We start from the raw sequence: 26,492 nt of genomic DNA, 5'->3' as shown, positions 1-26,492 counted from the left end.
CTACAACCATCGAATTCCTCAACGCGCCCTCAACCACCAGACCCCCATCGAGGCCCTGAAAAAATGGCACGCCTCACACCCCAAGCTCTTCACAAAACGTGTGAATGATCTCCCGGGGCTTGACACGCAGGTCAGTGCCGCCAATCGTTGCGCTCCTTACTTTGGGTGTTAAGCGCCATGTTTTCCGACCCATGGAACCCGTCAAGCACCGAGATCCAATCCTGGGCTTATGACGCAACGGCGCATGAGCCATGCCAAGACTGGGATCTCGCACTTTCTTGGGCAGGTCACGAGCGAGACTACTTGAGATTCTCCGCCGACCCGCACTGCCCAAAGCAGGCGTTCTTCCTGCATGTCCTCTATCTCATGGTCGGTGACGCAGTGCGTTCCCGCTTCGGTGTTGCACCTGAGTCCAGCGTTCGGGGGCTTCTTGAGCGTTCCAAGGCGTATCCCTGCAAGGCAATTTGTCTGTGGCATGACCGTTCGTTGCGACTGCTCAAGTTCCCCCATGAGTTCGAGTACGAAGCTTGGTGCGCTGGTGGCTTTGTCCGGAGTGATGTAGCGGGGACACTGGGTAAGCCGTCCCGCTTATAGGGCGCATCAGCGCGGTCAACGCCCACCAAAACTCTCCTGATGCAGCCGCTCACTCGGCAACCCCGCCGCCAACAAAGCCTCCCGCTGCGCCGCCATAAAGCCCAGGGGCCCGCAGAGGTAGACGTCCACATCCGCCCATAGGCTCTTCGGCAAGTCACCCACACTCAGTCGCCCGGCTTGGGCCCAAGGCTCGGCCGGCGCGTCGGCTTCAAAGGCCACACGCCAGTGGGCGTTCGAAAGCTGGGTCAGGTGCGCTTGCATCTCGGCCGCAAAGGCTTGGTGGCGGGGGCTTTGGCAGGCGTGCCAGAAGTGCAGCTCGCGTGGGCTGCGCCGCGCCGCCAAGTGGGCCAGCATGGACATCATGGGGGTGATGCCCACGCCGCCGCTCAGCAGCAGCAGCGGCGTGCTGCGGTCTTCGTGCAGCACAAAGTCGCCCGCCGGGGCGGTGACGGTCAGCACATCGCCCTCTTGCACGCGGGTGTGCAGGGCGGTGGAGACCTGGCCCATGGGGCAGCCGCTGTGGGGGGCCTTTGCCTCGCGCTTCACGCCGATCTGCAGGCAGTCGCCGCCGGGCGCGCCGACCAGGCTGTATTGGCGCCACTGTTGCAGGCCCCAGTCGGGCACCCATTGGCTCACGCTCACATATTGGCCGGGCCGGTAGTGGGGCAGCGGGCCGCCGTCGGTGGGCACCAGCTCAAAGCTGCAGATGGCTTCGCCTTGCGCGGCTTTGCGGCGCACGCGCATGCTGCGCGCACCCGTCCAGCCGCCCGGCTGCTGGGCGGCCTGGGCATACAGCGTGCGCTCTTGGTTGATCAAGACCTCGGCCAGTTGGCCATAGGCGGCGGCCCAGGCGGCCAGCAGCTCAGGCGTGGCGGCCTCATCGCCCATCACATCGCGCATGGCGGCCAGCAGTTGCTGGCCCACCAGGGGATAGTGCTCAGGGCGAATGCCCAAGGACACATGCTTGTGCGCAATGTGCAGCAGGACGGGCTGCAGCGCGCTGGGCTCGTCAATGTGTTGGGCATAGGCCAGCACGGCGGCGGCAAGGGCCTGCTGCTGGCTGCCCGTTTGCTGGTGGCCTTGGTTGAACACCTCCTTGAGCATGGGGTGGTGGGTCAACAGCCGCTGGTAGAAGTGGCGGGTCAGGGCCTCGCCATGGGTGGCCAGGGTGGGCACGGTGGCCTTGATCAAGGCGCGGGTGGTGTCGTCGAGCATGGGGTGGGGTTCTCCAAAGCGCATCGCTCCAAACGGCGATGTCGTTTGAATAAGTATTACAAATGCCTATTTAACGGCGCCGGAGTAAGGGCTTTGTGGGCATAGCGCTTGATCGGTCTTCACTGAGCCAAGCACCGCCCTTCGATCACGATGAAGGGCTGCCATCAAACTTCGCGCGGGAGATGGCCTCCCGGCACTGGGAGGCCATCTTGGATAGCCCTCTCAACGCCGCCGCCCGATCTTGCAAGTAAACTTCGACCACTTTTGGGAGGTTCACCATGACCGACACCGCCGCTGAGCTTGCACAACGAGGCAAGCAACTGCCCCGAGAGGATCGTGAACGACTGGTGGACGAGTTGCTGGAGTCTTTGAATGAGCCAGCCGCTGCCGAACTCGACACTGCTTGGTCAGATGAGATCGAGCGCCGCCTTGCCGCCTACGACCGAGGGGAGATTGAGGCCCTTCCTGCCCAAGACGTGTTTGCCAAGGCACGGGCTGTTGCGAAGTGATTCCCATTCGGGTCTTGCCGCAGGCCGAGGCAGAGTTGCTGCACGAAGTTGAGTACTACTCCAGCGCTAGGGCAGGCACCGGCATACGGTTCCAAGCGGCCATAGAAGCCGCTATCGAGCGCGCCGCGCGTCACCCCTTAGGCGGCGCGCCTTCGCCAAGGGGCACCCGAAGCGTCTTGGTCAAGGGCTTCCCTTTCAGCGTTGTGTATCGCGCTGACGAAAGGGAATTGCTCGTGGTGGCGGTCGCGCCGCACCGTCGGCGTCCGGGCTACTGGTTGGTTCGTATCGGGTGACGGTGAATCAATCGGGCGGGACCATGGATGGCCCTGCCTTGGGCGTGATCCATCAGCGCTGGCCGCGCCACCGCGCCAACTTAGGCGTCACCACCGGAATGGTCAGCATGGTGCTGCCCACCGCCATCAGCAGCAGGGCGGTGAAGGTGTCGGCGGTGATGATTTGTTTGTCCAGCAGCACGTTGGCAAAGATGATCATGATCAGCGCCTTGGTCTGAAGCAGCCAACCGATGAGCGAAGCTTCGCCCGGCTTCCAGCCCAAGATGCGCCCGGCCAGATGCACCCCCGCCAGCTTGCCCACCACTGAGGCGACCAGCAGCACGCCCGCCATCAAGAATACGGCCGCGCCGCCCACGCCCCAACTGGTGCGCAGGCCGGTGGAGAGGAAGAACACCGGCATCATCACCAGCAGCACATGGTGGCGCAGCAGGTCAAGCTGGTCTTGGTCAAACCACTCTGCGTCCAGCACCACACCGGCCAAGAAGGCGCCCACCATGTAGTGCAGGCCGCACCAGTCGGCGCCAAAGGCGCACACCACCAGCCAGATCAGCGCCACATACCAGCGGTCTTTGGCGGGCATCTTGGCCATGGCGCGCCTCAGGCCCCAGGCGGCCGCGGCAAACAAGGCCAAGAACAGCGCTTGCTTGCCCACACGCTGCCAGTCCATCAAGATCACGGCCAGCACGCCCCAGATGGCGATGTCGTCCAGGCTGGCATAGCGCAAGATGCGCTGGCCCAGGGGCTGGCGCAGGATGGCCAGCTTGTCCATGAACAAGATCAAGATGGGCAAGGCGGTCACCGCACAGGCCATGCCCACACCCGCCACAAATTGCCAGTCGGTGGCCTTGGGGCCCATCCACACGTTTTGGCCCAGCATCAGTGTGGCCGCTGCACTGCCCAGCAGCACCGGCACGCCCAGGGCCAATCCAGCGGTGATGCCGCTTTCGCGCCGGTCCTTCCAGGCGGCGCGCAGGTCCAGCTCAATGCCCGCCATGAACACAAACAGGCTCACCGCCCACCAGGCAATGCCGTTGAGCGACTGGATGACGGGTGGCGAAAACACAAACTGGTAGTACTCAGGAAACACGGCCCCCAACACCCCGGGCCCCAGCGCAATGCCCGTCAAGATCTGCACCACCACCAGTGGCGCAAAGTGCTCGGTGCGCCCCAGCCGCCACACCGCATAGGGCACGGTGAGGATGATGAGCATCGCGATGAGGAAGACTTCGGTGGTGTTCATGGCGGGGCAGATTGTGCGTGGATTCTCGGCGGCCTTGCTCGCATCCCAGACAATGCCATAAACATCGAACCGCATCGCATCAGCCTCGTTACTCCAGGAGCCCCTGTGGCCAAGCCAAAGCCCAAGTCGTCCGGATTGAGTTTCACCACCCCCTCGGGCCAGCCCTGGCCGCATGGCGCCATCAGCACCGCAGACCTCACCACGCGGCAGCAGGCCGTGGCCACCCTGGCTGTGGACGAAGCGCGGGTGCAAAAGCTGCTGGACATGATGGTGCTGATGGCGCAAAGCACCACGGCGGCGGAGATGACCGAGGTGTTGAAGCAGCACGGGGACCTGGTGGACTGGCCCACCCCGGTGACCGAAGCCAACGTGCGCGCCCACTTGGTGGTGCTCAGAGAGCGTGGCCTGCTGATGCCCGGCTACAGCGGGCGCCAAGAGCTCAGCCCCACCGCGCCGGGCTACCGAGAAAGCCTGGTGCGCGCCTACAGCACCGTGCAGCCCAAACTGCTGTTGGCGAAACTGGCGCTGCGCCTTGGACGGGCCCAAGGCTATACCTGGTCGCTCCAGCCCGAGATGGCAGCGGTGGGCTATTGCGTGGTGCGGGCGCACTTGTGGCTGGGCCGCAGCGAGACTGAGGCCCGGCGCATGCTGGAGCCCCGAGGGCTGGAGGGCCATGTGAGCCTCTGGGCCACCCAGGCTTGCAGCGAAGCTTGGCTGCCCGAGTTGATGGGTCAAGCCGACTCGCATTGGCTGCAGGGCCTTTTGCTCACCACCTTGAGCATCACCCACTCGCCGCACTATCCACTGGCCCAGCGCTGGCTAGAAGCCGAGATACAAGCCGGGCGTCTGAAGCCCGAACCCGCCATGCGCCTGGTGCTGGGCATGGCGCTGATGGGTGACGCGCGCGGCGCGCAGGCAGACGCTTTACTCGGCCCAGACTGGTGCGTGGTGCCCGAGCTGGCCAGCGCGGTGCACGCCCTGAAGCAAATGCAGGCCGGCGACTTGCCGGGTGCGCGCGCCACCTTTGCGGCCAACGGCAAGGCACTGCGGGCCGCCAGGCTCAAGTGGGCAGAGCTGCTGCCGCCCTGGCTGCAGCGGCTGGAGCTGCTGGCGTGGCTCAACAGCGAAGACCGAAAAGACTGGGAGGTGGCGCGCAAGCTCTGCGTGGCCGCCTCTGGCCGCCGCCTGCCCGACGTGGACGACGGACCCTTCGGCGCTTGGGTACAAGTCATCGATGCCCGCTTGGGCAAAACGCCCTGGCCGAACCACTACACCGACTACCTCAAGCGAGCCGCTGACGAAGACGCCTTGCTGCAACTGGCCTGGCTGGGCAAGCCCGTGGGCGACCCGCCTCCAGGCGATGCGCAGGCCAAGACCTTCGCCGTCCTCCAAACCCAGTGCCTGGGCAGCCTGCTGGCCCCCACCTTGGAAGCCTGCGAGCGCCTGGGCTGGCCCGGCCCGGAATGGGCACACCCCGTGGCCGAGCGGCCCGCGCGTTTGTTTGGGGCCCCGCCTGAGCCTTGGCGTGACGCCCTGCAAGCCATCCTGAACCTTGGCGCTCCCGCTGACACCGCAGCGGTGGCCGACAAGGCCGCGCTGCAATGGGCCTGGAGCCTCAGCCTGGATGAGCAGGGCCGCCCCGTCGAGCTGAGCATGCTGGAGATGAGCACGGGCGCGCGCGGTGCCGTCAAGCTCAAGCCCTTGGGTTGGCTGGCCGCCCAAAAGCGCCAAGGCCTGCCGGCGCGTGACAGCGCTGTGCTGCGCCACCTGCAACGTCCGCGCAGCAGCCACAGCAGCCAGCCGGTGCTCAATATCACCGGCGCGCTGCAAGCCTTGAAGGGCCACCCCCACCTGATGCTGGAAGAGGCCCCCCAGCAGTGGCTAGAGATGGTGCCCGCTCAGCCCCGCTTGCTGGTCAAGCGCGAGGGCGAGGGCGCTGCAGCCCACTATGTGTTCGAGATCGACCCGCCCATCAAGCTCAAGACCGCACCGACCCTGCCCGAGCATTTCATGCTGTGGGGCGACGACCGCCGCGCGGCCGAAGACGACCGTGCCCAGTGGCGCGTCGTCCGCGTCAGCCCCGAGGTGGTCAAGCTCATCCACATCAGCCCAGCCCAGCAGCAAGTGGCCGACCTCATTACCAGTGGCTGGCGCGTGCCCGCCCAGGCGCAGGCCGAGTTGAACGCGGCCCTGCAAGCCTTGGCCTCGCACTTTGAACTGCAGGGCGACGCCCAGACCGGGCGCCAAATGCCGGCCGAGAGCCGCCTGCGCGCGCAACTGGCCCCCGCCGGTGAGGGCCTGACCCTGCGCCTGGTGGTGCAACCCTTTGGCGACTTTGGCCCCTTGGTGGTGCCCGGCATGGGCCGCAGCCGCATGGTGTGTGTACACGATGGCGACAACCTCTGGTGCGAGCGCAACCTGGGTGAAGAGCGGCGTTGGCTGGCCAGCGTGCTCGAAGGCCTGCCCATGCTGGACCCCGAGCACAGCGCTGACCAACCCGTGCTGCTTGACGAGCCCGACGAAGCCCTGAGCGCACTGGACCGGCTGCCGGGCCTGCCCGGTGTGGTCGCCATCGACTGGCCCAAGGGGCGGGCTGTCAACATCCAACAAGTCCACAGCCAGCAAATGTCCATCACCGTGGGCAGTGGCCGAGATTGGCTGGCGCTGGAAGGCGAGGTACAGCTCGACGAAGACCGCGTCATCAGCCTGCAGCAACTCTTGGGCTTGATGCGCGGCAGCAGCAGCCGCTTTGTCACCCTGGCCGAGGGCCAAGTGCTGGCGCTCAGTGACCGGCTGCGTCAGCAGCTCAAAGACCTGGACGGCTTAGCGCAAACCAGCAAAAAGGCGGGCCTGCAACTGCCCCACGCTGCGGCGGCCTGGCTGAGCGAACAGCTCGACGGCGTCGAGCTGAAAGGCGACAAAGCCTGGCGCGAGCGCGTGGATGAGCTGGCCAAAGCCAGCCAGTGGGAGGCCCCCCTGCCGCGCACTCTACAGGCTGAGTTGAGAGACTACCAGCGCCAAGGCTACCAGTGGATGGCACGCTTGTCGCGCTCGGGCCTGGGCGCTTGCTTGGCCGATGACATGGGCCTGGGCAAAACCGTGCAGACCCTGGCCCTGCTGCTGCAGCGCGCCAAGCTGGGCCCGGCCCTGGTGCTGGCCCCGACCTCGGTGTGCAGCAACTGGCGCGATGAGATCCACCGCTTTGCGCCCAGCTTGGAGGTTCACATCTATCACGAGGCCAGCGACCGCCCCCAAGTCTTCAAAGACCTGGGCCCCGGCCATGTGCTGGTGGCCAGCTACGGCTTGGCACAGCAAGATGGCGATGCCTTCACGGCCCACACCTGGGCCAGCTTGGTGCTCGACGAGGCCCAGGCGCTGAAGAATGCCGCGACCAAGCGTGCCCAAATCGTCAGCCAGATCCCAGCGGACTTTCGCTTGGCGCTGTCGGGCACGCCCGTTGAAAACCGGCTCTCTGAACTGTGGTCGCTGATGAACATCTTGAACCCTGGTTTGCTGGGCTCGGCCAGCCAGTTTCAAGAGCGCTTTGCCGGGCCGATTGAGCGCCAGCAAGACCCGGCGGTGCGCCAGCGCCTGCGCCGCACCATTGCGCCCTTCTTGCTGCGCCGAACTAAGGCCCAGGTCTTGCAAGACCTGCCGCCGCGCACCGAGATCGTCCACCTGGTGCAGCCCAGCGAGGCCGAACGTGCCCTGCAAGAAGCCCTGCGCCGCCAAGCTCGCGAGGAGGTGGAAAAGGCCGCCCGCGACAAGAAAGGCCCGCAAATCAGAATGCTGGCCGAGCTGATGAAGCTGCGCCGCGCCGCCTGCGACCCCCGCTTGGTGGTGCCGGAGATGGGGCTGTCGGGTGCCAAGATCGAGGAGTTTGAGCGCCTGGTGCAAGAGCTGGTGGCGGGCCAACACAAGGCCTTGGTGTTCAGCCAGTTCACCGACTACCTCAAGCTCCTGGCCGAGCGGCTGGAGTCCCTCGGCGTGGCCTATCAATACCTGGACGGCAGCACGCCCGCAGCCGAACGCGGCAAGCGCGTGGCGGCCTTTCAGCAGGGCCAGGGCGAGGTGTTTTTGATCAGCCTCAAGGCGGGGGGCTTTGGCCTGAACCTGACCGTGGCCGACTACGTCATCATCGTCGACCCTTGGTGGAACCCGGCCGCCGAAGACCAAGCCAGCGGCCGCGCCCACCGCATGGGCCAGCAGCGCCCCGTCACCGTCTACCGCCTGGTCACCCAAGGCTCGGTGGAAGAGCGCATCTTGCAAATGCACCACGACAAACGCAGCCTGGCCGACAGCATGCTCAACGACCAAGACGGCTCGGCGGTGCTGGATGCCGAGGCGCTGGCGGAGTTGCTCAGGGATTGATCAGTGCGAGCGCCGCAGCGCTGTCAATGTCCCTTTAGCATAAGCCTGTCCGCCCTCACCGAGTGCTCCCATCATGTCCATCCATTCACTCTCCGCCCTCTTCGCCCAAAAGTCTTGGGCCAATAACGAGCTGTTCCATGCGCTGGCCGAGGTCGATGCGCAGGCTCATCCTCAGGTGGTGCACATGGCCATTCGCATGCTCAACCATATCTATGTGGTGGACCGAATCTTCCGAGCGCACTTGCTGGGCGAGCCGCATGGCTACAGCGCCACCAACACCGAGGCCACGCCGGACCTGGCCACGCTGCAGTTTGAGGTGGCAGAAACCGATGGCTGGTATGAGGCCTACGTGGCCCAACTCAGCCCGGCGCAGTTGGCCGAGCGCATCCACTTCAGCTTCACCGATGGCGACGGCGGCACCATGAGCCGCGAAGAGATGCTGACCCATATCGTGGTCCATGGCTTCTACCACCGGGGCAATGTGGGGCAGATGCTCAAGAGCATTGAGGTGGCGCCGCCGCGCGACCTCTACACCAAGTTCTTGCACATGCGCGAGCCCGAGCGTCGCGGCTGAGTCCACTTCCAAGTCATCCGTGTCGTTGTTGCTTCGCCTCTCCGTGCTACAGCACTGTCTTCGGCTTCGCGCCTAGGCACGAATGACTTGGCAATGGAATGAGGCATACGGGCCTCCGCGCTAAACACTCGCCCCACGCCGCCACACCAGCGGCACCCACTGCGCGGCCACGATACACACCAAGATCAGTGTGCATCCGGCCATGCCGATGAGGCTGAGGCGGTCGCCCATCAGCAGGGCGCCAAACAGTGCGGCGAACACCGCTTCACTGGACAGGATGATGGCGGCATCGGCCGGGTGCGTGTGGCGCTGGGCCACCACCTGGGCGGTGTAGCCCACGCCTACCGAGATGAGGCCCGTGTAGGCAATGGCGCCTGCGGCGGCTTGAATGGCGGCCCAGCTCAGCGGCTCTAGCCACCAGGTGGCCGCCAGGCCCAAGACCGAGCACATGGCGAACTGCACACAGGCCAGGCGATAGGGGGCGTTCCAGCGCTCGGCCACCCAGCCCACCAATGTGATGTGCAAGGCCCAGGGGATGCAACTGGCAATCACCCACCAATCACCCGTAGCAATCTCGACCTGCTTGGCCCCGGCCAAGAGCCAGGTGCCCAAGAGGCAGCCCAGCGCCGCAGGCCACACCACCGGGTGCGGTGCGCGCTTGAAGAACCACCAGCCCAAGATGGGCACCAGGGGCACATACAGCCCGGTCAAAAAGCCGGCGTTGGTGACGCTGGTGCTGAGCAAGCCCATCTGCTGCATGCCCGCCCCAGCAAAGATCAGCACGCCCAGGGCAGACGTCCATAGCCACAGGCCGCCGGGCAAGTTTTGCTGCGGTGACGCTGCCTCGCTGGCAGCGGCTTGCCGGTGTTCGCGCCAGGCCAGTGGGGCCACCACCAGCGCCCCCAGCGCAAAGCGCAGGCCGGTAAAGGCCATCGGCCCCATGTCGGCCATGCCCCAGGCCTGCGGCACAAAGGCCAGGCCCCAGATCACGGCCACGGTCAGCATGACCGCATTCGCTTGCGTGCGGGTCATGACAGAGCGTACTCCACCCTGCCATTGGCGCTGACGCTGAGGTGCCCAGCACGGGCCAAGGCCAGCAGCAGCGCGTCCACCTGCGCGGGCGTGGACTGCTCACCCAGGGTGGAGGCCACATAGCGCTGCAGCGGTGCCAGCTTGGTGGGCAGGCTATCGCCCATGCGGCGCAGCGTGGCCAGCAGCTTGCGCTGGGCGGCGGCGCTGGGCTCGGCATCTTCGGCTCGGACTTTGGGCGCGGCCTTGGCTGAGCGCTTGGGCGCGGGGCTGGCGGGCGCCGCCGCTTCAGTGTTGGGGGCTGAGTTGGCCTTGGTCTTTTCGCGCCCCGGCTTGGCGACCGGGGTGGGGGTGGGCTCCGCCATGGCGGCCGTCTTGCGCCGCGTGGTCTTTTTGGCGGCGGGCTTTGCAACAAGCTCCTCGGCGGGTGCCGGGGCTTCTGGCGCAGGGCGAACGGTTTGCCGGGCCGTCTTCACGGCGGGCTTTCGGGCTGGCTTGGCCGGGGCCTTGGGTGCCACAGGCGTCGGGCTGCTGGGTGCGGCATCCGAAGATGGCGCGGCTTCCGCGCGCGCCTTGCTCGCAGGAGCGCTGCGGCCACGCGGGGTCTTGGTGGCGACCTTGGCTGCGGCCTTGCCACGCGGCATGCCGAGCGCTTGCGCGTCAAAACCCAGCGCGCTGGCATGGGCCAGCATGGGGCCATAGCCCTTGTCATTGGAGAGCACCACAAAGTGCGCATCCGGGTGGCGCGAGGCGATGTAACCCATGTAGAACGAGAGATGAAAGTCCAGCGCGTTCTTGCCGGTGTGGGTGATGGGCACCAGGGTCAGGTGATCCCCAAAGCCTGCAAAGTTCAGGCGCGCGGCCTTTTGGTGTTGGCCGTGGAACAGCCACACATGGGTGGCGGTGGGGATCAGCTCACGCAGTTGAGCCTCGGTAGGCTGCACGTTTTCATAGTCCACCAGCACATGGGTTTCAGGCGGCGCCTCGCGGCTAGGCCCTGCCACTTGGCCGGGGCGCACCGGCGGGTACTTGCGGGCGTTCTTTTGCAGCTTGCGGCCCACGGCACGCTTCAAGTCCACCTGGGTGTGGTCGGCCAGTTGCAGCAAATACAGCAGCACATCAGCCACCTCGTCGCCCACCTTTTCGTGGACGACGGCATCGTCGCTCAGCGACGCACTTTGTTCAGGCGTGAGCCACTGAAACAGCTCCACCAGCTCGGCGGCTTCCACCACCAGCGCCATGGCCAGGTTCTTGGGCGTGTGAAACGGCTGCCAGTCTCGCTCGGCGGCAAACTGGCGCAAGGTGTTTTGAAGGGCGAGGAGGTCCATTCAGCAGCACAGCGGCTGGGGCCGCTGTGTCAAGTTCGGAAAAAGGAGGCAGTGTGCCTCAGTAGCTGACGGGGCAGGTTTGCGGATCAGCGCCTGGGGCGACCGATGGGGGTGAGTCGAAGTCGCTTCGCGACCCGCGCGTCGGTCGGGTCGCTTTGTAGGCGGGCAGGGCGCAAGAAGGGCGTAACCCTAGCTTGAACCACCCTTCACGAACGCCCCAAACCCCCCATTTCTTTAAAGCCTCTTCGCGGCGCAACAGTGCAGCAACTGCACTGTCCACAACCTCGGGTCCCAGGGGAAAGATCTTGGCCTCACCTGCCGGCCACTGAAAGTTGAATCGGTCACTGACCAACGTGATATGCGTGGAGTTCACTTTCTCCGCAGTAGCCGCATCAATCCGAATCAAATTGAGAGGAATCACAAGTTGGGACTGGCCGCTCACTCCGCCCCAAATGCTGGGGCCTCTGACCGATTGGTTGGTGCCCGCATGCTCCAAGAGCATGAGATCCGAAACCAGCACGAGATCCGTGCATTGGCAGGTCTTCAACAAATCTCCAATGGACGCGTCAAGGCCAAGGAACTTAGAAGGGAAAAAGCGGTTTCGCTCTTCATAGGCCTTAGGACCGTTCTGGCGCACCCACTCGTCGGCCACGTCCACGCGGTGCACTGAGGTCCCAGGCTCCAACTCAAGCTCTTTGCGAAGCAGGCTGAAGGTCGCCTCCTGAATGCGCTTGTCGGTTTGCCCAGTTTCGGCATAGCGGTTGGAAAAAACGGTGAGCCCGACACCCGTCATCCTGATGTTATGGGGTGTCAGCAAAACAATGCCGACTCGACGCTCAGCCGATAGGGCGGTATGCGCCACTGAAGACAACAACGCGGCAATGAGTACCAGGACAAGATTGAAGTGGGGGCGCAGCATGCACGAGGCTCCGAAGCGGCTTTGATCTGGGAAGGGCTAGTTTCCCATGCTGTTAGGGGGATCTCCCCCTCATCTGCGGCATGGGCACCTTTGGGCATGCTGCAGACACTGAGCTCATTCGACAACGGTGAGGTTCGACATGAGCACTTCGGCCACTTTGACAGTAGGGTCTGTATCGGCAGTGGCAACCCCTGGCACCGCACTGCGTGATGTGGTGGTCCGCTCTGTAGGCCGCGCCACCCCTGCCTTGGCGGCGGCCGTCGGCAAGGGCTTGGGCCTGCCGGTGGAGGCGGTCGTGCGCAGTGTCTATCGCGCCCCTGCCACCTTGCTGCAGCGCGTGGCACCTGAATTGGCCGAGCGCCTGTGTGAGCTGCTCAATGCCACCGGCCTGGAGGTGCAGACGGTGCCTGAGGGGCAGGCGGTCGATGCCCCTCCGCTGTGGGATGCCGCCGCCCATGTGCTGGATGCCCACCGCCTGCCCGAGGCCGCCGAAGCCCTGGCGCGCTTCACCGGCCTGTCGGTCTCGGCGGCGCAAGAGGCCTTGCTGACGCCTCCCGGCGTGGTGTTGGGGGGTGTCAGCGCGGCCAGCATCGAAGCCCTGAAGGCCAGCTTGCCAGAAGGCGTGGTGGAGCTGGTGGCGGTGTTGCCTCAAGACAGCCGTTACGCGCTGCACCTGCTGCCCTGCGCCGAGATGGTGGCGCGTGGCGTGCTGGAGGATGTGCGCAAGCTGGGCCTCACCCCGCTGGCCCGCGAAGGCATCATTGCCATTGACCTGGCGCACCAGACGGCCCAGGCCCTGTGGCAGCGCCATAGCCGCACCGGCGCTTTGCGGCTGATCCACACCGCCTTTCTGCGCTACACCGTGAGCCTGCATGGCCCCCTGCAAGCCTTCAGCCCGGCCCAGGCCGCCCTGCTGACCGAGCGCGCGGGTGTGCCCGCTGAGATGGTACCGAATGTGCTGGCCGCTTTGCTGGATGTCCAGACCATCGGTCTGCACGAGGACGTGCCCCACGCCGAGCTGCCCGAGCTGATGGCCGCCTATGCTGGAGTGGGCTTGAACGTACAGGCGGACTTGAGCACCTTCAAACGCTACACCCTGGAGCTGGCGCAGGCCAGCGACCCGGCCGCCGCGCAGCGCCTGCTGGTGCAGCAAGCCGCGTGGCCTGCGGGCCAGCCCCTGCCCGCCCTGCCTTGCCACACCGCAGAGCCCCTCAGCCGCCCGCGTGCGCGCCAGTTGCAAGCGCTGCTGGACGGCCTGGGCTGCGACGCTTACCTGGAGGAACACCATGGCTGAGCCCACCTTGCATGCCATGCACATTGCCATGGCTGAAAAGGGCAAGCAAGCCGCGCTGGCCCATCGCCACGACGAGGCCTTGCGGCTCTACCGAGATGCCATCCGCTTGGCGGTGTCTGCCAAAGCCCCCGAGGTCTTCTTCAGGCATTACAGCCAATGCGTGATGGAGAGCCTTGAGCACACCGGCCAGTTGAATGAAGTGGCGCACTTTTGCAGAGAGGCCGACGCCCACTACCAGGGCTTGGGCATGGACAGCCCTTTGCACCGCAAGGACCACGGCTCGCTGCTGGAGCGCCTGGGCGCTGTGCTGCTGAAGCAAGGCGATGTGCCTGCGGCCCGCCAGGCGCTGGATCAAGCCACGGCCTTGGCCGGCAAGGGCGTGCTGCCCTTGGCCGAGCAACTGCAGGGCTGGCTGGCGCGTGGCCTGAGCTGCACCCCCGCCCAGGTGCTGCAGGCGCAGCGGCGGCACCAGTACTTTGTGGTGCGGCCCGGCGCCGTCAACGAGGCCTTGGCCCGTGTGGCCCCGGCCGCCTTGCCCAAAGGCCTGAACCCCCAGGCCGCATTCGCCTGAGCCCGCCTTCACCCCCTCAATAACGCAGTAAACGACGTCAAGGAGCGCCCTCATGGCTGACATAGAGAAACTCAAACCCGGTGAGATCTTGGCCGACGCCAGCGTGGCGGACTTCATCTCTCGCCTAGGCCTGGGCATTGCCGAGGCCCAACGCGCCTTGGACGAAAACTCCATCGCCCAGCTGGGTGAGTTTGTGCAGCCACGCGAAGGCTTGGGCGGCCGCACCCTGCTGGACCTGGGCCTGATGCCGGCCTTCTATCACTACCAACATGCGGACCTGAGCTGCGCGTTACAGCTCAGCATGCGGGTGGCCAAGGACGAAGGCTTTGGCTTCAGCATCAACGGCAACTTTGGCGACAACAGCAGCAACAACGGCAGCAGTGACAACACCAGCGCCGAGAGCGAAAGCGGCAGCAGCAGCAGCCGCAACACCCGCAGCGCAGCGCTGAGCATCAAGACCAGCACCACCGGTGCCTTGACGGTCAATGGCCAGAACCTGACCTTGGCCGGCACCAACCCGCAAGACCGCATTCGCCAACTGTCCCAGGCCTTGCGCGGCAACGCGGCCACTGGCGTGTCGCGCGTGGCCGTCACGCCGCCCACCCAGGCCGTCAACCCCACGGTGGAGCCCCCGCACGAGCAAGTCGTGGCCAGCCCCAATGCGGTGGCCTTCATGGCCGGTGGTGCGCAGCAGGGGGCCATTGAGGTGGAGGCCCTGCCTGCCGCGCCGGAGGAGTTTCAACTCAAGGCGGGAGTGGTCGTGACCTCGGCCGTGATGCCCACGCTGGATGCCTATGCGGCAGACATTGCCACCAAGATCCATGCGCTGGGCTACAACGCCTTTGTCACGCAGGCCGGGCAGGTGCTGTCGGGCATCAAATTCGACTTGGACAGCTCCTTCATCCGCGACCAGCCCGACGCTGCGCGCCTGCGCCGCGTGGCGCGCTTCCTCAAGGCCTCGGGCCTGAGCGTGCGCGTGCGGGGCTACACCGACCGCTCTGGCCCCAGCAGCTACAACGTGGGCCTGGGCAACCGCCGCGTGGCCGCCACCATTGCCTATCTGCAGGCCCAAGGCGTGAGTGCCGCGCAACTGCAAGCGGTGACTAGCACCGGTGAGCAACGCTGGGCGCAAGAGGGCGCGCCCGACGGCCAGCAGAACGAAGCCCACCGCTTGGTGGAGTTGGTGTTCGTGGACAACCCCAAGCGCTATGTGTTTGTGGACGGCGATGACAGCCACACCTTGAAGCCCGTGCTGCCCGACCACACCGCTGGGCCAACCCCCGGCAATGGCTGGGTCTATGTCAGCGACCCGGCGGTGGTCAACCTCAGCGCCGGGGGCCGCAAGGTGGTGATCCGTGGGGTGGACTTCCCGCTCAGCGGTGCGGCCATCGACGGCCTGGCCACCCACAGCGGCGAAGCTTATGCCCGCCACTTGGCACTGGACGTGAACGCCCACCCCACGGTGCAGGTCAAGGCCTGGGCCACCGGCCATGTCTGCAACCTGGCGCTGGCGGGGGACAACTTTGCGCTGGAACTGGTGAGCACCGAAGACCGCGAGATCACACTCAGCTCGACCGAAGACGTGACGGTCACGCGCCAGTTCAGCCGCAGCACCACCACGCACACCACCAGCCAGAACACGGGCAACCGCACGATTGCAGTGGGGGCGAGCCTGGACTATCGAAGCTCCCGTCAGTTTGAGCAGAGTGTCACCGGCAACTCGGCCATCTCAGCACGGCTGGTGTCCATCCCTGCGCCACCGGAGTTCTTGGCCTTGGTCAAAGACTTCCTCAAGGAGTGATGCGCCATGTCTGAGACCGTTGAAGTCACCCGCTCACTCGTGTCTGCGCCGCTGCCGCAGATCATCGAGAAGCTGGGCATCTCCATTGCGCAAGCCCAGGCGGCGCTGGACGCCAACTCCGTCAAGCTGGCCCAGGAGATGTCTGAGGTCACGGTGGACATCGGCGGAGAGGCCCGCAACCTGATCTCGCTGGGCTTCACGCCCACCTTCTACGCCTTCACCGAGGCGACGGTCGAAGCCAAACTCAGCTTCTCCATGAACGAGAGCACCGAAGTCGGGGTCAAGGTCGGCGCCAGTGTCTCGGGCGGCACCGGCTTTGTGATGGTGGCCGCCAGCGTGGATGTCTCTTATGCGCGCAAGTTCTCGGTCTCGGCCGAGGGCAGCAGCTCCATCGCTGCACGCCTGGTGTCCTTACCGCCGCCGGATGTCTTCATCGAGCTGTTGCGACGCCAGGCCGACAAGCCTGTCCCCTGATCTCCCTCACCCCTCACTGTCCCTTTCAAAGGAGCGCACACCATGGCCATTGGTCAAGAACTACTGAACGTCCCCATGGGGGACATGATTCGCCAGATGGCCTTTGCCATCGCCGAAGCCCAGATCAAGCTCGACGAGTCCTCCATCCAGGTGGCCGAGATGATGGGCGGCCTGAAGACGGTCTATAACGACGAAGGCGAGGTGGCCTTTGACGACAGCCGCGTCTTCTTTGGCTACGACACGATGACGCTCAAGGAGGCTGAGGCCTACCTGAAGATCGACGACGCCTTGTCGGGCGGCAATGTGGCGGACGCCTTGGCGCGCCTGAAGAAGGCCAGCGGTGCCGTCAAAGACACCGACGAGGTGCGCGTGCCGGTGCGCATGTCCATGCTGGAGCTGGGCTTCACACCCACCTTCTATCAGTTTGTGGACACCATCATCGAGGTCAAGATCGCCATCAAGATCACGCGCGAGTCCACCTACGGCACCAAGAGCAGCAACACCCTGCGCACCGAAACCAACAGCAAGAGCAGCAGCGGTGGCGGCATCTGGAGCTTCTTTGGCGGCAGCTCCAACAACAACAGCCGCAACACGGTGCAGACCAGCCAGGTTGATGCCAGCTACCAGGCCAAATATGGCTACAGCGCCGAGGGCTCCAGCCTGCTGCGCACCAAGCTCAGCCCGCTGCCGCCGCCGCCCATTCTGGAAGAGCGCATCCGCCGCATGATGGATGCCGAGGAGAAGCGTCGGCTCGATAAGCTGCCCAAGCCAGCGCCGGCCCCTGCTCCTTGATCTGATACCCCCTGAGGAGCCACCGCCATGAGCGTAGGAACCGAACTGCTGAATGTGCCCTTCCCGCAGATGGTAAGAAGCCTGGGCGTGGGCATTGCCGAGGCCCAGTTCGAGCTGGACATGGTCTCGCTCAAGATCGCCCGGATGATGGCGGGCTATGCCGTCGATGAAAACGACGAGAGCATGCTGCCCGGCAGCGAAGACGACGGCGAGCGCAAGTACCTGGTCAAGTTCTCGGACGGCGCCGAATACAGCCTGTTGGAGCTGGGCTTCACGCCCACCTTCTATCAGTATGTGGACACGGTGATCGAGCTGAAGATGTCCATCAGCACCAGCAGCGAGATCACTCAAGAGCGCAAGTCCGCCAGCGTATCCGCCTCTGGTGGCTGGTTCCTGTTTGGTGGCGGCATGACGGCCAGCTCCGTCTCGGCCAGCTTCGCCTCCAAGTACCAGTACTCGGCTGAAGGCAGCTCGGTGATGCGCACCAAGATCGTCCCGCTGCCTGCGCCTGCTTTGTTGGAAGAGCGCATCCGCCAGATGATCAATGCGCGCAGCGCTGCGCCAGCGCCAGCGCCCGCTCCGGCGCCGGTGCCCTGAGAGACCCGCGACCATGGCCACCTGGCAAGACCTTCAACGCAAGCAGGCGCGCAGCGTGGCGGCGGCATCCGCAGCGTCCCCATTGAGGCCCGGCGCGGTGGCTGCCGTCCCCGGTGTGCCTGCCGTGGCCCCGGCTGCCGCCAGCTCACCCCGCCTGCAAGCACTGATGGCCGAACGCCAACGCCTGGAAGGCCGCATGAGCGGCCTGGTGGGTGGGGGGGATGACCGCGATGCAGCGCGCTACAGCGTGGCCCCAGCGGCCCAGCGGCGGGCCGAGGCCCAGCAATGGCTGGCCCAGCGTGAGGCCGGGCGCGAGGCCCTGAGCAGCCGTCGTCTGGCCAGTGCGCCCAGCCGTGAGGCCGCTGAGGTGACCGAACCCGGCACGCCCACCTCGCCCACCGCCTGGAGCCGCCTGCGCGACGCCCGCCAAGGCGCGCAGCGCGCTCTGCGCCAAGTGGACGAGGCCCTGGCCAGCACCGACGCGCTGGACGGCCGCAAACTCGACCGTGCCTTGGACAACGCCTTGGACCGCCAGCCCGGCCTCAGCACCGAGGACCGCGCCCGCGTCAAATCCCAAGCCCGCGACGCGCTCTCGGGCGTCACGGCCCCCTTGCGCGGCGCGCTGGACGAACCCAAGCGCAAGGTCCAAGAGGTTTCCCAACGTGCCCGTGAGGCCTTGGCTGCGGGCGAGCGCATTGAGCGCGATTGGCAAAGCCGCCGCGATGCCATTGGCGGCCCCGACCTGAGCCGTGTAGCCCAAAGCTACGAGCAGCGCCGCCACCGCCTGCTGGAAGTGGCCACCGGCAGCGTGGCCCAACTGGGCGAACGCATGGACGGCCTGCGCCAAGTGCTGCAACAGCGCCGTGCCGACCACAAAGCCCAAGAGCGCGAAGACGAGGCTCGCCGCGAGCGCGCCCTAGAGCGCCGCCAACAACGCCGACAAGAAGAAGGGAGCACCGTGTGAGCGACACCGCTACCGCCCAGTTTGTGGGCGATTCCATGGAAGAGATGCTGGTCTCATTGGCCGAAGGCGTGCGCGAGGCCCAGCAGGCGCTCTCCGCCGTGCCTGCGGTCGATGCCTATGGCCGGCCCCAGCCCACCTATCACCTGCCCTATCTGGACTTTGACTTGGAAGTCAAGGTGGTGATGCAGTCCTCGCCCGGCGGGCGCCCCATTGCCCGCCTCATGCCGTTCACGGCCAAGATGGCGCCTTCCACCAAGGGCAGCCAAAGCACCGAGGTCAGCGGCCACATCAAGGGCCGCTTGGTGGCCGTGCCGCCGCAGCAAGGCCTGCCGCTGCCGGTCTTGCGCCTGAGCCTGCCGCCACGCCAAGCGCCCAAGCAGCAGACCTTGTGGCTGGAGGCCGCCAATACGGCTGGAGAGCGACTCACTCAACAAGACGTTGAGCTGAACATTGACCCCGCCGCCAGCCAGCGGCTCAACCCTGGCCTGACCTGGCCGGCTCAGCTCAACAAGACTCGGCTGCAGCAGGCGGTGGTGCAGACCAATGAACAAGGCGTGGCACAGGTGGTGCTGGACTTGGGTGATGAGCTGCCCGCGGGCGCCTTGCTGATGGTGGTGGCCAGCATTGGCCCCGTCAGGGCTCAAGGAGTAGTGACCGTATGAAAGCCCTCGACATTTTTGCCACGCTGCAGACCGAGCAAGGCCAGCCCTTGGCGGGCACCGTGGTGCAGCTGGAATGCTTCTCTCTGCAGGCCGCCGACTGGGTGGTGATGGGCGAGGGCAAGACCGAGGCCCAAGGCCAGTTGCGCATCCGCGTGGAGATGCCGCTGTCGGATGAAGCCACCGCACCGCAAGTGCGCCTGACCTTGGCCGCTGCCCCCGCCCAGCGCGTGCTGGCCGAGGGTGGGCGCATCAGCTATGCGCCGCGCACGGGCTTGCTGTCCATCGACTTCGGCACGCTCAGCACCTTGGCCCAGCCCGTGCCGCTGCAGCCGGCCACGGCGGATCGACGCTTCAGAGCGGTGGTCTCGCCCCAGATGATGGGCGTGTCGGCCGCCGCACGGCCTTTGTTCCACACCACGGGAGCCACCACCACGCCGCTTCGCGACACCGTGGCAATCACCCGCCCTGGGGTGACCCTAGCCGATACCGTGACGGTGCCCATTCGGGGGGTGGATCTGGACAACAACCCGACAGTGATTGACCTGCGCAAACAGATTGCCACCAAAGACCTCGACCTCACCGGCATCACCCAGGACCGCGACGGCGTGCTGTTAAGGCTGAACTTGGTGGAGGAAGAGCGCGACAGTTTGGTCAAGCAGAAGGGGGTCGTAGAGAAAAGGAACCTCGATCTCGTCAAGGAGCTGGAGGCCAACAAGATCCGCCCAGTGTTGGGCAACACCGTGCAACTGCATAGCCTGACCCAAGACCTGCAAAGCCAGTTCAGCAGCGCCCAAGCCAGCATGGCCAAAACAGACAGCGGCATGCGCCTGGGCGATGTGCGCATCAAGCTGCGCGGCAAGCTGGGGCCGGATGGGCAGTTTCAACTGCCCCGCGCTGAAGACCTGCTCAAGCCCGATGCCAGCAACGTGCTGGACGAGGTGGACTTTGGCCTGCTGGCCCCCGAGGTGAGCGCGGCTGATTTGAACGTCCCCGTGCCTAATCTGGCGCGCCTCACCGAAGGCGCAGCGCGTCAAGTCTTGCAGTCGTTGGGGCTGCGCTTAGAAGCGGCGGTAGGCACCGTGCAAGAAGGCTTTGTCTCTGGCCAAGCCATGCGCCAAGCCCCAGCCGCCGGTGGCCAAGCCGTGCGCGGTGGCACCGTGCTGGTGGTCTTTGCTCAATAAGGAATTGTCATGAGTTCAGCACTTTCCAGCTTGGTGTCCGATGTGGTGGCTTCGCCCCTGGGTGATGTCATCGCCTCTGTCGGTGAAGGCGTGGCCGCTGCCCAGCGCGCCTTGGACGAAGGCTCACTCGCCCAGACCCTGGCCATCTACAGCGAACAAGGCGATGCTGGCTTGCAAATGCTGCGTGAGATTGGCTACCAGCCCACCTTCTACAGCCTGCCCGAGACCACTGGCGAGGTGACGGTCTCGCTCACCTTGGGCAACTCGGCCAGCCAAAACGGCGCTGCCTCTGCAGCCCCTGGCTTGCGTGGCTTGGCCCCCACCGGGGGCGCCTTGCTGGCCAGCCGCAGCCGCGCCTATGTGACCCCCGTGGATGCGGGCTTTGCCAACCGCTATGGCTACAGCGCGCAGGTCAGTGCCAAGCTCAACTTCAAGATCGTGCCCGTGCCCCCGCCTGCGGGCACCGAAGACCTGCGCTTGGTGCCCGATCTGGCTGGCCTCGCCTTGCCCGAGGCGCGTGCGCGCCTCTCGGCCATGGGCTTGCAGCTGGCCTTCCAGAGTGAGGCCCCCAAGCCCGAGGTGGAAGCCAAGCACATCGTCAGCCGCACCGAGCCGCCCGCTGGCCTGCTGACCCGAGTGGGTGCCACGGTCACGCTCACCATCACTCTGGCCTGAGGAGGCCTGTGCCATGCCCACACCCACCACCCCACCCAAGCCCGACGCCAATGCCCCTGCCGACGTCGAAGCCGACAGCGCCGAGAAGGACGCCCCATCCGCCGACACCCGGGCTGCGAAAGCCGATGGGCCCTCTGCCGTCGCGGCGCATGCTTTCTGGGGTTCACTGCCCGGCATCTTGACCGGCCTGGCCACGGTCTTAACGGCAGCCACCGGCCTGTTCGTGGCCCTGCGTGCCACCAGCCCCGCCATCGCTGGCGGCGGTCCCTCCTCGGCACCGCCTGCGTCGCAGGGCGCCGCCCCAGCGCCCACAGCACCCCCGCGCATCACCCCGCCTCGCTTTGAGGCAGCGTCCGCCGTGCGCGTCTCTCCCGCACTGCGCGCCATCCTTCAAGACCCCGACGGCTTCAGCAACCTGCGCGCCGCACCCGGCACCCGCAGCGCCATCATCACCCGCCTGCCCCAAGGCCAAAGCCTGGAGCGCCTGCGCGAAGAAGACGGCTGGTGGCTGGTCCGCACCCCCGAGGGCCAAACCGGCTGGGTGCATGGGTCGAGGTTGAAGGGGGAGCCTTGAGCCTGGGGCTTCAAGTTCAGCGTTTAGAGAGCCCTGAACACAACGTCTCAGCGCGCACTGTGCTGAGGTGAACCGATTCAGAAGCCCATCGTGCTGGCCATAGTGGGCTGTGTGGCTGGGCGGCGGCTGGACAACCCCCCAAATGCACATTGAGAAGCCTGATAACGATACAACAAGGTTCTTCTTGGACGGGGTTTCTGCCTTGACCGTTTGTTAGGCGGGCGTTCGGGGTGCTCCGCCAGACAGACGCTACATGTTGAACCTCCGCTTTAGTGCTCTTCCCACATCCCGTGATACAAATGCGAACCTCAAAAAAAGGGACAACACCGTGGACTTCATTGATCAGCTTCGCATCCTTGCATCGCGTATCGCCAATACTCGATCAGTCATTCAAACTGAGGAGGCGACAAAGAACGCCATGATCATGCCGTTGATCCAAATCCTCGGATACAACGTGTTCGATCCACTTGAAGTCACACCTGAATTGGTGGCAGATGTTGGTACTAAGAAGGGTGAGAAAGTCGACTATGCGATCTTGAAGGATGGCAAGCCAATCATTCTTTTTGAGTGCAAGAAGGCCGGTGGTGACCTGAGCATCAATCACGCTGGCCAACTCTTCCGTTATTTTCATGTCACGGAAGCGCGTTTTGGCGTTCTCACAAACGGCCTGGTCTATCGCTTCTTCACTGACCTAGAGCAGCCGAACAAAATGGACGAGAAGCCGTTCTTTGAGTTCAACATCCTTGATTTCAAGGAGCGAGACGTTGAGGAGCTGAAGAAGTTTGCCAAGGCAGCTTTCGATCTTGAGACGATCCTGACTACGGCCAATGAACTTAAGTACACCAGGGCCATTCAGACTAGGCTTAACGAATGGATGGTGAGTCCGTCAGAAGACTTTGTCCGGTTGGTGTCATCTGAACTGCTCGGAAGCAAGCGGTTTACCCCCGCAATTCGCGATCAATTCACGCTGATCACGCGACGCGCCTTCGAGCAACTTTTGGGCGAGAAGATCAACGAACGACTCAAGGGGGCGATGGCGCCTGAGTCAATCTCCTTGCAGGAGCCTGCGCCAGCGATTCAGCAGCTGAAGGCAGAACTTGATGCGGCTGCACCTTCTGTTGATCCGCAGATAGTCACTTCTTCGGAAGAACTGGAAGGCTTCCACATCGTTCGCGCCATCGTCCGTGGACTGGTGCCAACCAAGCGTGTCGTCATGCGTGATGCGCAGAGCTACTGCGCGATCCTCCTTGATGACAATAACCGGAAGCCTATTTGTCGACTTCGCTTTAACAACCGCGAGAAGCTCCGGCTCGGGCTGTTTAACGAGAAGAAGGATGAGGAAGTTGTAAGCCTCGAATCGCCAGATGACATTTACAACTTTGCGGCGCAGATTCAGAGTGCGCTCAAGTCATATCTGCCACAAGCCGAGGGCTAATCGATACAGGGCCCCCTGTAGATTTGAGACTTGGCCTACCAAGCACGCATGAATCCAACGACTGAATTTGTTCCCTACAACCCTGAATGGCCTGCCTTGTTGGAGCCCGAGAAGTCCGCTCTGCAAGAGGCGAATTCGCAGTGGTTGGGCGGGGAGATCGACATATTGGAAGCACTGCTGGCGTCGGGCTTTCCGCCAAACCTGTCACCTACATCATGCCTCCCGTCGCCTCGCGTCTAGGTAGCCCAGTTTCAGATCTATGAGCTCACTTCAAAGCATACCTTGGCCATTCATCTTGGGTGGTGTCTTGGCCGCAGTCCTCTTGCTCGCCCTTGTGGTTTCACTCAAGCGGTCGTCAAGGGCCACCGATCGACTCAAGCCCCGCGGCCCAGGCAATGCTCGATATGTTTGCACCAGATGCTCGGGAGAGTTTCTTCACTCGAACAGAACAATCTCCGCCTGGGAGAAGGGGACAAGAAGACTGTTTTGCGATGGCTGCCACAAGCAGTGGCGCAACAATCAACCGAGGACCGTGGAACAACAAGCGCACCGGTCAAATGCTCGTACCAACCTTCGTCAATCGCCACCGCAGGGTCGTGGCTGCCTTGGTTTGCTTGCTCTGATGTTTGTTTTGCCTGTAGCTGCCGTCTACGCTGGCTTGCTTGCTTGATCGGCTGAATCATTCTCACCTTGACTTCAACCGGAAAGGAGACCCCCATGCCCCATGCCCTGAATTGGTTTGAAATTCCCGTCACTGATTTCGCCCGTGCGCAGCGCTTTTACGAAGCGGTGCTGGGCATTCACATCGAGCCCTTGGTGATGGGGCCGATGACCATGGGCATGCTGGGCACGGACCACGAGTCTGTGGGTGGGGCCATCGTGTATGGCGAGGGCGGTGTGCCCGCGCAAAACGGCACACTGGTCTACCTGAACGGTGGCGATGACCTGGCCCCGATGCTGGCGCGGGCCGTGGCGGCCGGCGGCACGGTGGTGGTGCCCAAGACCGAGATCGGCAACAACTTTGGCTACTTTGCGCACTTTGTGGACACCGAGGGCAATAAGGTCGGCCTGCATTCGGTGGCCTAGGCGGCCCAGCCATTGGCGGCACCATAATCGCTCGCTTTGCAAGCCGAGAGAGCCCGCCCATGTCCTATATCGAAGGCGCCCTGGTCAAAGACGAGCAGGTCGTGCATGAAGGCCACATCAGCCTGTGGTCCATGTGGCACCTGATCTTTTTTGGCGTGCTGTTAACGCCGGTGGCCGTGGGCCTGGTGCTGCTGGGCATCGCCTATGTGCGCTACAAGTCCACCGAGCTGGCGGTGACCACCAAGCGGGTCATCGTCAAACATGGCTTCATCAGCCGCAGCACGGTAGAGATCAACCTCAACAAGGTCGAAAGCATCCAGGTTGAACAAGGCTTGCTGGGCCGCATGTTCGACTTCGGCACCTTGGTCATTTCGGGCACCGGAACCGCCCATGCGCCCTTGGCCGGCATCTCGGCGCCCATGGGTTTTCGGCACGCCTTCATCGAAGCCCAAGAGCACAACGCAGCTTGAGCCTCAGCGGTGTCGTCGACAAAGTGAGCCGATGGTGAATGCTCGCCGCCGCACAGACGCCTCGCGTCACTCAGCGCAGTCTGGGCTGATTCTTCCATTCGAGGATCAGCCATGTTCAATCACTTGCTTCGCTCGTTCGCTGTGCTCGCCGCAGCGACTGCCCTGTTGCTGACGGTGGGCTGCAACAAAGCGCCCGATGCCTCTACCGTGCTGCAAAGCGCGCCAGAGCGGTCAGACGATGAGGTGACCACCAGCGTCAAGACCGCTCTGGTGACGGACCCGGTCCTGAAGGCCTACGACATCGCCGTGGTCACCAGCAAGGGTGACGTTCGTCTGACCGGTCAAGTCGACGCCCAGAGCCAGATTGACGCGGCCATGGCGATGGTTCGTGCGGTGCCGGGCGTCCACAGCATTCACGATGAGCTGACGCTCAAGAAGTAGTCATTTGCTTTGTCGTCATGGGGTTGACGCAAAAGGGCGGGAGATCGAGGCGAGGATCGCCGGGCCACTCTGGGCCGACAACTGGCGGCTGGCCGTCTGCCTGGGCAGAGAACGTGAACCATCCGCCGGTGTACTCGTCCACCCAGATGCGCTCCACCGAGATCCCCTGCGCCTCAAGCTGTCGCCGTTTCAGCGCTGTCCGCCATCGACGTCGATGACCGCCCCGGTGGTGAAGCCGTTCTCCAGCAGAAAGCGCACGGCATGGGCCACGTCTTGTGGTGTGCCAGCGCGGCCTACCGGCAGCGATTGCCCGACTTTGTCGAAGTGGGCCTTCTGCTCTGTGGCCCCAAGGCGGGCGCTCCAGAGCGGGGTGTTGATCATGCCAGGCGTGACGACGTTGACCCGGTGCGGGGCTAACTCCAGAGCCAGGGTGCGGCCCAGCGCCTCGATGGCCGCGTCGACCGCCGCCAGGGTCGAGACCCCGGCCATGGGCTTGCGGCTGATCCAGCCCGAGAACAGCACCATGGACCCCTGTGCGGCCAGCCGCGGCGCAGCGTATTTGGCGCAGTGGTACTGGCCCCAGTACTTGCTCTCGAACAAGGCCCGCGCCTGGGTCACGGGCAAGTCCACCACGTTGCCGCGCACCGTCCCGGCGGCGGCGGTGACCAGATGATCCAGCCGATTCAGTTGGCCAAAGAAGTCGGCCACGGCCTGCTCGTCGGTCACATCCACACTGGCCACCTGGACCGGGCCTTGGACTTGCGCTGCCGCCTGGGCCAGTTTGGTGGCGTCACGCCCCACCAGGGTCAGGCGAGCGCCCCGGAGGGCCAAGTCCTGGGCCAGGCACAGGCCAATGCCACTGGAGCCTCCAGTGATCACGACGTGTTGGTTCTCAAAGTTCCGTTCAATCGGCATGGCTTGCTCCAGTGGGTCAGACGATGGGGTCTCTTCAAAGACGGCGTGGCCCGTCAAGGTGCTTTCTTCGGGGCTTCTGGAAAGACGATGTCCCGAGCGCCGCCGAACTGGATGATGTTGATGCATGCCTGTGGGCCAACACAGCGGTCAGCGTGCAGCTCGTTGGCCCGGATGCGCACGTACGCATCCTGCCCCGTGACGACAGTGTGGCCATGCTCGTCGATGTGAGCCCATTGACCTTGGATCGCGAAGCCCCAGTAGTCCTTGGTGTGGAGATGCGGAGGAATGGCGACGCCCGGCTGTAGACGGAAGGCCCAAACGGCTGTGCCCTTGGCTTCGTCGCCCCACAGCACGGCCATCTCAGCGCCCTTCAAGCCGGCGGGTTGCCAGGCCACTTGGTCCAGCTTGAAGACATGGCCGTCTTGGGCCTGTGCGAAGGTAGCCAAAGCCGTTAAGGCGAGTGCTGCAGTGATTCGTTTCAACATGGG

At 64.6% G+C, this 26,492-nt stretch carries 26 protein-coding genes and 1 pseudogene; 19 read left to right on the top strand and 8 right to left on the bottom strand.

Annotated features, from left to right (window positions below; genetic code table 11):
• Window positions 1–609: 609 nt before the first annotated feature.
• Complete coding sequence (hmpA, locus tag ACIQ3Q_RS04415; protein WP_396267772.1) at window positions 610–1,809, bottom strand: NO-inducible flavohemoprotein; 1,200 nt, start codon at window positions 1,807–1,809, stop codon at window positions 610–612.
• Window positions 1,810–2,087: 278 nt separating this feature from the next.
• Here hmpA and ACIQ3Q_RS04410 point away from each other — a divergent pair, with 278 nt between their 5' ends.
• A complete protein-coding gene (locus ACIQ3Q_RS04410) occupies window positions 2,088–2,318 on the top strand; it encodes an addiction module protein (RefSeq protein ID WP_396267771.1) in 231 nt (76 codons plus the stop codon).
• Window positions 2,315–2,611: a type II toxin-antitoxin system RelE/ParE family toxin gene (locus tag ACIQ3Q_RS04405; protein WP_396267770.1), complete on the top strand. Its 297-nt coding sequence runs from the start codon at window positions 2,315–2,317 to the stop codon at window positions 2,609–2,611. Before ACIQ3Q_RS04410 ends, ACIQ3Q_RS04405 begins: the two co-directional genes overlap by 4 nt.
• A gap of 52 nt (window positions 2,612–2,663) precedes the next feature.
• On the opposite strand, the gene ACIQ3Q_RS04400 is transcribed toward ACIQ3Q_RS04405, so the two are convergent.
• The gene (locus ACIQ3Q_RS04400) at window positions 2,664–3,851 is read right to left on the bottom strand and encodes a cation:proton antiporter (RefSeq protein WP_396267769.1); all 1,188 of its coding nucleotides are present in this window, start codon (window positions 3,849–3,851) and stop codon (window positions 2,664–2,666) included.
• 105 nt (window positions 3,852–3,956) lie between these two features.
• Between ACIQ3Q_RS04400 and ACIQ3Q_RS04395 the strand changes: the two genes are divergently transcribed.
• The gene (locus ACIQ3Q_RS04395; RefSeq protein ID WP_396267768.1) at window positions 3,957–8,222 is read left to right on the top strand and encodes an SNF2-related protein; all 4,266 of its coding nucleotides are present in this window, start codon (window positions 3,957–3,959) and stop codon (window positions 8,220–8,222) included.
• Window positions 8,223–8,295: 73 nt separating this feature from the next.
• A complete protein-coding gene (locus ACIQ3Q_RS04390; protein WP_396267767.1) occupies window positions 8,296–8,796 on the top strand; it encodes a DinB family protein in 501 nt (166 codons plus the stop codon).
• Between the two features lie 120 nt (window positions 8,797–8,916).
• Here the strand turns inward: ACIQ3Q_RS04390 and ACIQ3Q_RS04385 are convergent, their stop codons facing one another.
• From ACIQ3Q_RS04385 to ACIQ3Q_RS04370, 4 genes and pseudogenes are all read right to left on the bottom strand, one after another.
• Complete coding sequence (locus tag ACIQ3Q_RS04385; RefSeq protein WP_396267766.1) at window positions 8,917–9,828, bottom strand: DMT family transporter; 912 nt, start codon at window positions 9,826–9,828, stop codon at window positions 8,917–8,919.
• Window positions 9,825–10,874: a PIN domain-containing protein gene (locus ACIQ3Q_RS04380; protein ID WP_396267775.1), complete on the bottom strand. Its 1,050-nt coding sequence runs from the start codon at window positions 10,872–10,874 to the stop codon at window positions 9,825–9,827. Before ACIQ3Q_RS04380 ends, ACIQ3Q_RS04385 begins: the two co-directional genes overlap by 4 nt.
• A pseudogene (locus ACIQ3Q_RS04375) lies at window positions 10,848–11,153 on the bottom strand (nucleotide pyrophosphohydrolase); the annotation flags it as partial. The gene ACIQ3Q_RS04380 and the pseudogene ACIQ3Q_RS04375, both read right to left, overlap by 27 nt.
• A 58-nt stretch (window positions 11,154–11,211) precedes the next feature.
• Window positions 11,212–12,072 carry a hypothetical protein gene (locus ACIQ3Q_RS04370; RefSeq protein WP_396267765.1) on the bottom strand — a complete coding sequence of 287 codons (861 nt, stop codon included), beginning with the start codon at window positions 12,070–12,072 and terminating at the stop codon, window positions 11,212–11,214.
• 139 nt (window positions 12,073–12,211) lie between these two features.
• Here ACIQ3Q_RS04370 and ACIQ3Q_RS04365 point away from each other — a divergent pair, with 139 nt between their 5' ends.
• The 15 genes from ACIQ3Q_RS04365 to ACIQ3Q_RS04295 all read left to right on the top strand — a co-directional run bounded on the left by ACIQ3Q_RS04365 (window position 12,212) and on the right by ACIQ3Q_RS04295 (window position 25,089).
• Window positions 12,212–13,366, top strand: a complete 1,155-nt coding sequence (locus ACIQ3Q_RS04365; protein WP_396267764.1) for a hypothetical protein — start codon at window positions 12,212–12,214, stop codon at window positions 13,364–13,366.
• A complete protein-coding gene (locus ACIQ3Q_RS04360; RefSeq protein ID WP_396267763.1) occupies window positions 13,359–13,937 on the top strand; it encodes a hypothetical protein in 579 nt (192 codons plus the stop codon). Before ACIQ3Q_RS04365 ends, ACIQ3Q_RS04360 begins: the two co-directional genes overlap by 8 nt.
• A 52-nt stretch (window positions 13,938–13,989) precedes the next feature.
• Window positions 13,990–15,738: an OmpA family protein gene (locus ACIQ3Q_RS04355; protein ID WP_396267762.1), complete on the top strand. Its 1,749-nt coding sequence runs from the start codon at window positions 13,990–13,992 to the stop codon at window positions 15,736–15,738.
• A gap of 6 nt (window positions 15,739–15,744) precedes the next feature.
• On the top strand, window positions 15,745–16,212 hold the full coding sequence (locus ACIQ3Q_RS04350) for a hypothetical protein (protein WP_396267761.1): 468 nt from the start codon (window positions 15,745–15,747) through the stop codon (window positions 16,210–16,212).
• Window positions 16,213–16,254: 42 nt separating this feature from the next.
• Complete coding sequence (locus tag ACIQ3Q_RS04345) at window positions 16,255–17,004, top strand: hypothetical protein (RefSeq protein WP_396267760.1); 750 nt, start codon at window positions 16,255–16,257, stop codon at window positions 17,002–17,004.
• A 27-nt stretch (window positions 17,005–17,031) separates the two neighbouring features.
• A complete protein-coding gene (locus ACIQ3Q_RS04340) occupies window positions 17,032–17,601 on the top strand; it encodes a hypothetical protein (RefSeq protein ID WP_396267758.1) in 570 nt (189 codons plus the stop codon).
• A 13-nt stretch (window positions 17,602–17,614) separates the two neighbouring features.
• Window positions 17,615–18,565, top strand: coding sequence for a hypothetical protein (locus tag ACIQ3Q_RS04335; protein WP_396267757.1), 951 nt, complete (start codon window positions 17,615–17,617; stop codon window positions 18,563–18,565).
• On the top strand, window positions 18,562–19,227 hold the full coding sequence (locus tag ACIQ3Q_RS04330) for a hypothetical protein (protein ID WP_396267756.1): 666 nt from the start codon (window positions 18,562–18,564) through the stop codon (window positions 19,225–19,227). Before ACIQ3Q_RS04335 ends, ACIQ3Q_RS04330 begins: the two co-directional genes overlap by 4 nt.
• Window positions 19,224–20,408, top strand: coding sequence for a PASTA domain-containing protein (locus ACIQ3Q_RS04325; RefSeq protein ID WP_396267755.1), 1,185 nt, complete (start codon window positions 19,224–19,226; stop codon window positions 20,406–20,408). Before ACIQ3Q_RS04330 ends, ACIQ3Q_RS04325 begins: the two co-directional genes overlap by 4 nt.
• A 9-nt stretch (window positions 20,409–20,417) precedes the next feature.
• Complete coding sequence (locus ACIQ3Q_RS04320; RefSeq protein WP_396267754.1) at window positions 20,418–21,083, top strand: PASTA domain-containing protein; 666 nt, start codon at window positions 20,418–20,420, stop codon at window positions 21,081–21,083.
• Between the two features lie 13 nt (window positions 21,084–21,096).
• The gene (locus ACIQ3Q_RS04315; protein WP_396267753.1) at window positions 21,097–21,657 is read left to right on the top strand and encodes an SH3 domain-containing protein; all 561 of its coding nucleotides are present in this window, start codon (window positions 21,097–21,099) and stop codon (window positions 21,655–21,657) included.
• 328 nt (window positions 21,658–21,985) lie between these two features.
• Window positions 21,986–23,092, top strand: a complete 1,107-nt coding sequence (locus ACIQ3Q_RS04310; RefSeq protein WP_396267752.1) for a type I restriction endonuclease — start codon at window positions 21,986–21,988, stop codon at window positions 23,090–23,092.
• A 717-nt stretch (window positions 23,093–23,809) separates the two neighbouring features.
• Window positions 23,810–24,178, top strand: coding sequence for a VOC family protein (locus tag ACIQ3Q_RS04305; protein ID WP_396267751.1), 369 nt, complete (start codon window positions 23,810–23,812; stop codon window positions 24,176–24,178).
• A 59-nt stretch (window positions 24,179–24,237) separates the two neighbouring features.
• Entirely contained in the window at window positions 24,238–24,648 is a 411-nt protein-coding gene (locus ACIQ3Q_RS04300) for a PH domain-containing protein (RefSeq protein ID WP_396267750.1), read from the top strand.
• Window positions 24,649–24,759: 111 nt separating this feature from the next.
• Window positions 24,760–25,089, top strand: a complete 330-nt coding sequence (locus tag ACIQ3Q_RS04295) for a BON domain-containing protein (RefSeq protein WP_396267749.1) — start codon at window positions 24,760–24,762, stop codon at window positions 25,087–25,089.
• 189 nt (window positions 25,090–25,278) lie between these two features.
• Here ACIQ3Q_RS04295 and ACIQ3Q_RS04290 read toward each other — a convergent pair whose 3' ends face one another.
• Together ACIQ3Q_RS04290 and ACIQ3Q_RS04285 are read right to left on the bottom strand one after the other, a co-directional pair.
• A complete protein-coding gene (locus ACIQ3Q_RS04290) occupies window positions 25,279–26,004 on the bottom strand; it encodes an SDR family oxidoreductase (protein ID WP_396267747.1) in 726 nt (241 codons plus the stop codon).
• 53 nt (window positions 26,005–26,057) lie between these two features.
• Window positions 26,058–26,489, bottom strand: coding sequence for a cupin domain-containing protein (locus ACIQ3Q_RS04285; RefSeq protein WP_396267746.1), 432 nt, complete (start codon window positions 26,487–26,489; stop codon window positions 26,058–26,060).
• Window positions 26,490–26,492 lie beyond the last annotated feature (3 nt).

Source organism: Ideonella sp., from assembly GCF_044358605.1.
Lineage (GTDB): Bacteria > Pseudomonadota > Gammaproteobacteria > Burkholderiales > Burkholderiaceae_C > Ideonella.
Note: the sequence above shows the minus strand (reverse complement) of the source record. Positions and strands in the feature narration are given on the sequence as shown.